Source organism: Promineifilum sp. (SeqCode) (assembly GCF_041918635.1).
Classification (GTDB): domain Bacteria; phylum Chloroflexota; class Anaerolineae; order Promineifilales; family Promineifilaceae; genus Promineifilum.
This window is the reverse complement of record NZ_JAYRVJ010000078.1, coordinates 1-5,610: the sequence shown is the minus strand read 5'-3', so window position 1 is coordinate 5,610 and position 5,610 is coordinate 1. Positions and strand designations below refer to the sequence as shown.

At 64.7% G+C, this 5,610-nt stretch carries 6 protein-coding genes; all 6 read right to left on the bottom strand.

Annotated elements, in window-relative coordinates:
- On the bottom strand, positions 1-774 hold a 774-nt coding region (locus ACE3UY_RS02610), incomplete at its 3' end, for a transketolase (protein ID WP_374685996.1).
- Positions 775-879: 105 nt separating this feature from the next.
- Complete coding sequence (locus ACE3UY_RS02605) at positions 880-1,749, bottom strand: cytidylyltransferase domain-containing protein (RefSeq protein WP_374685995.1); 870 nt, start codon at positions 1,747-1,749, stop codon at positions 880-882.
- Entirely contained in the window at positions 1,736-2,881 is a 1,146-nt protein-coding gene (locus tag ACE3UY_RS02600) for a hypothetical protein (RefSeq protein WP_374685994.1), read from the bottom strand. Before ACE3UY_RS02600 ends, ACE3UY_RS02605 begins: the two co-directional genes overlap by 14 nt.
- Positions 2,882-3,143: 262 nt before the next feature.
- Positions 3,144-3,884 (bottom strand): PIG-L deacetylase family protein, encoded by a 741-nt coding sequence (locus ACE3UY_RS02595; protein ID WP_374685993.1) that lies wholly within the window; start codon positions 3,882-3,884, stop codon positions 3,144-3,146.
- Positions 3,885-4,064: 180 nt separating this feature from the next.
- Positions 4,065-4,910 carry a DUF309 domain-containing protein gene (locus ACE3UY_RS02590; protein ID WP_374685992.1) on the bottom strand — a complete coding sequence of 282 codons (846 nt, stop codon included), beginning with the start codon at positions 4,908-4,910 and terminating at the stop codon, positions 4,065-4,067.
- Positions 4,911-5,019: 109 nt separating this feature from the next.
- Positions 5,020-5,610, bottom strand: a 591-nt coding sequence (locus ACE3UY_RS02585; protein ID WP_374685991.1) for a hypothetical protein, incomplete at its 5' end; no start/stop codon positions are given.

Sequence of the window (5,610 nt, the reverse complement as noted above, 5' to 3'; positions counted from 1 at the left end):
GCGATCGGCCCGCTCCTGGATACTGGGCAGGCCGCGCCCGCGGACGGTGTCGGCGATAAGGACGGCCGGGCCAGACCTGACAGGTCTCGGAAGAACTGTCAGGTCCAAGAGCGCCTCCTCCAGCGCCTCGAAGTCGTGCCCGTCCACCCGCCGCACCCGGCAGCCGAACGCCTCAAACTTGGGCGCCAGCGGCTCCAGCGGAATCAACTCCTCGGTGCGCATGTTGGCCTGGAAGTGGTTGCGATCCACGATGAAGAGCAGGTTGTCGAGTTGCTTGGCGTTCGCTACCAGCAGCGCTTCCCAGACCGTGCCCTCGTTCAACTCGCCGTCGCCGGTGATGACGACGATACGGTTGTTCAGGCCGCGCAGCTTGCAGTCCAACGCCACGCCGACGGCGACGGACGGCAAATGGCCCAGCGAGCCGCTGTGGAACTCGATGCCGGGGATGTGCCGGTTAGGATGCCAGTAAATAGTGTCGTTCGTCTTCAGATGGTTGCGCAGCCGTTCCGGGGCCAGCCAGCCCAATTCGACAAACGTCCCATAGAGCGCCGGCACGTCGTGCCCTTTCGACAGGAACAGGTAGTCCCGGTCTGGCGCGTCGAAGTTGGCCGGCCCGACGTTGAGAAAGCGCCGGTACAGGTAGACGATCAGGTCGGCGCACGACAGCGACGCGCCGGTGAAGCAACCGCCGTCGGTCGACAGGCGGATGATGTGCTCCCGCACGCGCAGGGCCATCGTTTCCAGGTCGTTGAGTTCTTCTGTGTTCATAGTCATATAGTTGTCGGTAGTCAGTTGTCAGTAGTCAGTTATCGGTAGTCAGTTGTCGGTAGTCAGTTGTCAGTGGACGGTGCTTTTAAACTGACAACTAATAACTAATAACTAATAACTCTTCCTTGTCTGCGCCTCCGTCACGGTGCGCAGTTCGTCCAGATGGTGGCGATACCAGTTCACGCCGGCGTACTCAGCGTTGAAGGCGGCGACCTCCGGATGGGCGTCCAGAAAGGCCAGGATGTCGTCCAGGCTGAACAGCGGGTTGGCCGCGTACAGCCCCTCGTAGACGGCGCGAATGAACTGGTAATCCGCTTCGTAGTCGATGGTCCAGCGGTGGCTCATCGAGTAGTCCAGCCCCGACTCCCAGGCCACGTTGCCGACGCGGAAGCGGTCGGGATTCTCCCAGAAGTAGGGCGTCGTGTGCTCCCGCTCCAGCGGACGCCGCGCCTCGCGCCACGCCGTCTCCAGCGCGGCCAGGGGCATGATCTCCACGTCGTTGCCGTCGGGGTAGGTGGCCGGGTGGAGGTTGCTCACGTAGTCGTACTCGCCGGGATGGTCGAAGTAGAAGCCAATAACCCGGTCGATCACCCGCGGGTCAATCAGCGGGCAGTCGGATGGGATCTTCACAACAGCCAGATCGCCGACGGCCCCGCCGGCTGCGACGGCCCATAAGGCCGCCCGATAGTGCCGATCCAGCAAGTCAGCCGCGTCGCCGCGGAAGCAAGCGAAGCCGTGCGCCCGGCACAGCGCCTCGATGGGGTCGTCGGCCGGCTCGGTTGTCGTCGCTACAACGACCGTCCCGACCAGCGCCGCGGCCCGCACCCGATCCATCATGCGCGTCAGCAGCGGCGCGCCGGCCAGCGGGCGCATGATCTTGTTGGGCAGGCGTGTCGAGCCTGTCCGGGCCTGAATAATCGTGGCCACTGTAGGGCGGGTTGCCAACCCGCCCCCCAACTGCCGGTCATCACGGCGTTGCATAAACCAAAAACTCCTCCCACCGTACCGGCTCACCTAACAAGATGTGGCGGCACAACTGGGCGATATTCCGCCCCGACGTGCCCCCATTCTGCATGGGCATGAGCCGCTTCAACATCGCCAGATCGAAGTAGGAGTGTACCTCTTTGCCCAAGGCGATGCCCGCATAGACCACCGTCGAGTATTGGCAGATGAGTGCGCTGCAATTGGCGATCATGTGATCGATGTTGCCGTCGGTGTAGATCAGCGGTTCGTCAGTGATCGGTGGTCGCCGGTCATCCGCCGTTCGTGGTTGGCCGCCGCTAACCACTTCCTCCCCATTCCTGATTCCTAAGTCGTAATTCTTAACTCCCCCCTGCTCCCCCGCTCCCCCGCTCCCCCGCGCTGCCTCCGCCCACACCTCCCGAATCTCCCGCTCCGCCCGCTGGAAGTTCTCGTTGGGATGCAGCTTGAAGATGACCGGCCGGCCGTTGGCGATGGCCAGGGCGCGGCGCAGAAACCTTTTGCGGTTGTCGAGTTTGTAGGTCTCGCGGGCGTCGGAGGTGGCGATGAGGACAAAGTCGCGATAGGGGAAGTCGTTGTTCAGGTAGCTGGCGCAGTTGTCGTAGTTGGGGATGCCGGTGACGACCAGCTTGTCCGGCCGCACGCCCTTGCGGATGAAGAAGTCGCGATACCCCTCCGAGGCCACACAGAAGTAGCGATACTGGTTGGACAGGCCGTTGGTGGAGGTGCTGGCGAAGTAGCGCGGCAACTTAAACCACTTGACCAGGTGATACATGATGCCCTCGGGGTCGGTCATGCCCTCCTGGATGAGGATGAACGGCTTGTCGCGCAGGTTCTTGGGCACATAGAGGTCGGTCGTCGCCACGTACAGGTCGTACGCGCGGGCCTCGCCGCGGTAGTCGATGGGCAGGTTGTGCTGGCGCAGGTAGGCGTCGGTCTGGCGGCGAAAGTTGCCGCCGAGGACGGTGAAGTCGATCAAGCGCGTGTGGCTGGCCAGAAGGTCATAGAGGCCGTCGCTGTAGAATGGGCTGAACCAACAGTCGAACTCGTCTTGCAGGTGGCGGGCGACGGCGTGGGTCATCCGGGTCATGTTCAGCGAGCCGCCGATGAACAGGATCGTCTTTCGGGCCATAAGCGCGTTAGTTTACACGTACTCCGGGATAGGTTCCAAGTCCGGGCGTGCCTCCCTTGTGCTTAACACCATTGCGGTTGCAAAGTTTCAGAGGAATGATCCGCAGATTTCGCAGATTAGAGAGGAGGCTCACGCAAAGAGCGCCAAGTTCAACAAGTACGCCAAGAAGAAAAGTACTTTGCGCCTTTGCCCGCTTTGCGTTCTTGGCGTGAGCTCATTTCTCAAATCTGCGTAATCTGCGAAATCTGCGGATTCTTCCCTCTTATATCTCCGGCTGCGGCTCGGTGGGCGTCTCGACGGTGGTAAGGGTGATACGATAGAACGCCTCGGCGTAGGCGAAGCCGACCTTCTTGCCCGTCTCGGCCGCCCATTGGCGCACCATCGGGGTGGGATCCCACTCGCCTAACTGGCTGGCGTGCTTCTTCAGGGCGTCGATCTTCAGTTGGAGCGTGTCGGTGATGTCGACGTAGTGGTTGCTGCGCTCGCCGAAGGCGACGAAGACGTTGTCCACCTTGTGACCGACCAGCCCCTCGGCGGCCAGGTCGGGATAGAGCAGCGTCATCTCCGCCGCGGGAAAAACGGCGTCCAGGGCGGCCTGGCCAGCGGCGCGGTGGTCGGGGTGGTTGATGTAGTTATCCGATGGGAAGAAGTTGGTGGGGTCGAGGCAGATGACGGCGTCGGGCCGGTGCTGGCGGATGAGGCGCACCAGGTCTTTGCGCAGTTCGAGCGTCGGCTGCAGGAAGCCGTCGTGGTAGCCCAGATAGACGCACTCCGCTCCCACGACCTCGCCGGCCGCCGTCTGCTCTGCCCGGCGAATCTCGGCCAGCCGCTCGGCGGTCATGCCCTCCTCGTGGCTGCCTACGTTGCCGTCGGTAATGACGACGTAGAGGACGCGCGCGCCGGCTTTGGCCCACACGGCGGCCGTGCCGGCCATGCCGAACTCGATGTCATCGGGATGGGCGACGATGAACATCGCCGTTTGCGGGGTATACGCTTTACTCATACGGGGGTTCACCTGTCAGACCTGTCAGGTTTTCTGAAACCTGACCGGTCTCTCTCGCTAAAGTATGGCTCGATATTGCGCCAAGAAGGGCGCGGCGTCAAGGATTGTGGCGCGGGTTGCCAACCCGCGTCTTCGGCCCGCGTTCTTTCACCCCTGCTCCCCCGCCCCCCTGCTCCCCTGCTAGGAAGCGACTACACTTATCGGCCGGAACAACCCCCGATCCACCAAGCCAACCTCCTCCGGCCCCAAAGCCACCAGCGCCTCATAGACGCGGGCGGCGTCGGCGCGCAGGCCGGCCACGTCCACGCCGCGGCAGATGGCCGGCAGCGGGTCGAGCCACTGCCGCGCGCGCAGCAGCATCTTGACCGCGCCGCGGTAGTTGCCCTGCTCGATCTGATGATAGGCGATGCCGATCTGGAGGATGCCCCGGTAGAGGTCACGGCCCGGCGCCGGGTCGCGCATCCACGCTTCCTCCAGCGCGTCGTGGCACTTGTAGTAGGCCCCCTCGTTGAACAACTCAATGCCCTTTCGGGCCAGATCGGACAGCGGCTCGGCGCAGGCGCCGGCCAGCGCCGCCCGGTCGGGCAGGCGGGCGTAGCGGGCGAATAGGGCGGGCATGTCGGCCGTGAAGCGCGAGCGGGCCAGCACGGCGTCGGCTCCGGCGGCGCGGGCGGCGGTCATCGTCGCCACGTCCTCGTGCGGGCCAAAGCAGAGGATGGGCGTGCGCCGCGTGGCCGCCGCCGACTTGAGCGCGGCGATCCACTGCCGCCAGGGAATGGCCGCGTTGGTCAGGTCGAAGAGGAGCAGCGCCGGTTGCCGCCGGGTGATGTATTCGAACAGGCGGCCCTCCTGGCCGTGCAGCCGCTCGCCGGGCGACTCCAGCGGCGCGTCGGGGTCGGGCGCGCCAAGCTGGCCGGCCGTCTCGATCCATTCGACGCGATAACCCAGGTGCTCGGCCACCTTGCCGATGCGCACGGTGAACATGAGGTCGGAGACGAAGGCGAGGATTGTGGGTTGGTCAGGCATGAATTCTCCTGCGGGGGAGCAGGGGGCAGGGGTGCGGGGGAGAAAGAACGGTCAAATGGGAACGCTCTTTCTCCCCTGCACCCCCACTCCCCCGCCCCCCTGCTCTTCCTCACATCGCAAACGGATTCCGCACCGGCACGCCCGGGGCCAGCCAGATGAGGAAGACGTAGCGCCGCTCGCGGCCACCTTTGTCCTGGACGACCGACGGGACGTAGATCAGCCGCAGGTCGCGGGCGTCGTACATCCAGACGTGTTCGCCGATCTGGCTGATGTGGGGCGAGAGCGGGTTGCGTGGGTTCTGCAGCAGGTGATCCATCGCCCCGGCCACGGCCTGGAGCGACGTGCGCCGGAAGACCATGGGGATGTTCTCCAGCGGCTGCAGGAAGGTGCGCGCCACACCCATCTCCCAGCGCGGCGGGTCGGTGTAGTGGCCGCGCGGCTTGAAGTCGCGATCCCACAGACCCTTCAGCGTGTCGCTGACGCGGGCGGGGTGGGTGTGGGGCCAGAAGGGGTGGCCCTCGCCGGTGGTCAACCACTGTTCGTAGGTTGCCCACTCGACCAGGCCGGCCCGGATGGCCGACAAGTCCGCGCCGGTCAGCGCCTCGGCCTTGATGGACAGCGGCGGCGCAGCCTCGAAGGCGATCTGCGCCGCCGGCCGCACGGCGGCGAAGGTGTTGAGCACGGCGTTGTGGTGGGCGAT

Bases quoted from the DNA above. Each gene is read 5' to 3' on its own strand.
- ACE3UY_RS02605 (WP_374685995.1), bottom strand. From the start codon at position 1,749: ATGCAACGCCGTGATGACCGGCAGTTGGGGGGCGGGTTGGCAACCCGC.
- ACE3UY_RS02600 (WP_374685994.1), bottom strand. From the start codon at position 2,881: ATGGCCCGAAAGACGATCCTGTTCATCGGCGGCTCGCTGAACATGACC.
- ACE3UY_RS02595 (WP_374685993.1), bottom strand. From the start codon at position 3,884: ATGAGTAAAGCGTATACCCCGCAAACGGCGATGTTCATCGTCGCCCAT.
- ACE3UY_RS02590 (WP_374685992.1), bottom strand. From the start codon at position 4,910: ATGCCTGACCAACCCACAATCCTCGCCTTCGTCTCCGACCTCATGTTC.